The 1,314-nt window shown below is 73.7% G+C and carries 1 protein-coding gene and 1 pseudogene; one reads left to right on the top strand and one right to left on the bottom strand.

What is annotated here, in order from left to right:
• Positions 1–41: 41 nt before the first annotated feature.
• Positions 42–479, bottom strand: a complete 438-nt coding sequence (locus tag SSBG_RS16905) for an anthrone oxygenase family protein (RefSeq protein WP_008747309.1) — start codon at positions 477–479, stop codon at positions 42–44.
• A 592-nt stretch (positions 480–1,071) separates the two neighbouring features.
• Here SSBG_RS16905 and SSBG_RS34840 point away from each other — a divergent pair.
• A pseudogene (locus SSBG_RS34840) lies at positions 1,072–1,314 on the top strand (resistance protein); the annotation flags it as partial.

The raw sequence follows: 1,314 nt of genomic DNA, 5'->3' as shown, positions 1-1,314 counted from the left end.
GCCTCCGGCGGCGGTTCGCTTCGCTCGGCGTGCCGTACGTGTCACGCCACCGCCGAGGCCACCACGGCGAGCGCGGCGACGAGGACGGCGACGCGCGCGTAGTGGTAGCGGTCCCAGGCCCCGAGCTGACCGCGCCAGCCCTCCGGGACGCCGGTCTCGTCCCACTTCGCCACCCGCGAGTTGATGGGGACGAGGAGGACGATCGACATCACGACGCTCAGCGCGAGCAGGATCACGCCCACGAGAACGAGGCCACCACCGCCCGTCGCGGCCCACACGGCGCCGAGCACGGCGGAGCCGATGTACCAGAAGGGCATCACGCGGCCGAGGAGCTTCGCGCCGGCCATCCGGCCCCGCAGGCCCATGTCGCCGGGAAGAGCGTTGAGGATCGCGTTCACGAAGAACGCGACCGAGAACTCGACCCCGACGAGCATCCCCACCGCGACGATCGTGACGACTGCGAGCACCTGAGTGGTCATGGCTGTCTCCCCCCAAGGAATATAGCGGCGCTAGTTGTCCGGTCAACGCTAGGCCCGCTTCTGCCGGAAGCCTAGATCTAGCAGCGCTCGGATGTCTAGCGGTGATTTTGACTGGGGGGCGGTGGGGGTGCGCCGGGGCCCGTCCCGTCGGGCCGACCGTCCGCGCGCGGGCAACCTCACCGGCCGGGGCGGAGCTTCGAGCGATGCGGGAGGCTTTCGCCGTTGTGCCGACCGCACCGCACGGCCGGCTCCTGCCCTGTGAGCCCCGCGTCCCGCCTCATCTCGTCCCGACGCGAGGTGATCCCGGCACGCGCGGCCTGCGCGGTGGAAAGGGGTGACTCGGGCATGAACTCGGTTCTCAGAGGGCGTACTTGTCGTGCGGGACGGCCCGCTCCCCTGGGGGGGGTGAGGGGGCGGCGGGGCTGGGAGACTTGTCGGCGGGGTCGTCGCCGGGAGGGAGGGGGCTGTGCCGGGGTGGGTGATTGACATCCCCTCACCCCCTCCCGAGGCTGACGTTTCCGCCCCCGGCAGGCAAACTGGCCTCTGTGACCGCCGACGGCCGGCCCGGGCGGCCGGCGAAGGGGAGACGAGAATGAACGACGGACCCGGGATACCGGGGCGGGGCGCCCCGGACGCGGGAACCGCCACCGCCGCGCCGCACACCCCCACCGCGCCGCAAGCACCCGACGCCGCCCCGCCGCACACCCCCACCGCGCCGCGCGCCACCACCGCGCCGCACACCGCGACCGCGCCGCAAGCACCCCCCGCGCCACAGTCACCCGACGCCCCCGCGCCGCACACCCCCACCGCCCCACCGGCCACCCCCGCCCCCGAA

The sequence above is a fragment of the Streptomyces sp. SPB074 genome, assembly GCF_000154905.1.
Lineage (GTDB): Bacteria > Actinomycetota > Actinomycetes > Streptomycetales > Streptomycetaceae > Streptomyces.
This window is presented reverse-complemented; position numbering and strand designations above follow the sequence as displayed.